The 686-nt window shown below is 46.8% G+C and carries 1 protein-coding gene; it reads left to right on the top strand.

Going from position 1 to position 686, the window contains the following annotated elements; all coding sequences use genetic code 11:
- Positions 1-686 (top strand): Ig-like domain-containing protein (locus ODQ17_RS19070; RefSeq protein WP_322905634.1); only part of this gene is annotated, 686 nt, incomplete at both ends.

The following is a 686-nucleotide window of genomic DNA, read 5'->3' as shown; positions in this document are numbered from 1 at the left end:
CAACAGATGCAGCAGGCAATGTGGGTACGGATACGGCTGTGGTGACAGTGGATACTAGTGCTCCAGTTGTATCTTTAGATGATGTGACTACCAACGACACTACTCCAGTTTTAACAGGAGCAATCAATGACCCAACAGCAACAATAGTTGTGAATGTTGATGGCACTGACTATTCTGCAGTGAACAATGGTGATGGTACCTGGACCCTTGCAGACAATACTTTGCCAGCATTAACAGATGGTCCACATACAGTCACTGTAACTGCGACAGATCCAGCTGGAAATATTGCAACTGATACAGCTACCCTTACTATTGATACAGTACCGGCAGACCTGATTGGTACGATCACGATCCCTGAAGACTTAAATGGCGACGGTATCTTGAATGCAGAGGAGCTAGGCACAGATGGCAGCTTCAATGTACAAGTGGCGTTGGGACCAGATGCAATCGACGGCACAGTAGTGAATGTTAACGGTACCAACTATACGGTAACAGTCGCTGACCTTGCTAACGGCTTCATCACTGCAGCGATTGCGGTAGCAAGTGAAGGTCCTGTGACTATCCATGCAGAAGCAGTGGATGCACAAGGTAATGTTGATGTTGCTGATACGATTTTAAGTGTAGACACGATTGCTCCAGATATCAGCACAGCAGCGATCACAGTCAATCCTGTGACAGCAGACAAT

The sequence above is a fragment of the Acinetobacter sp. IRS14 genome (assembly GCF_034650275.1).
GTDB classification, from domain to species: Bacteria; Pseudomonadota; Gammaproteobacteria; order Pseudomonadales; family Moraxellaceae; genus Acinetobacter; species Acinetobacter oleivorans.
The sequence above is the reverse complement of the archived record's forward strand: the minus strand, read 5'-3'. Positions and strand labels throughout refer to the sequence as shown.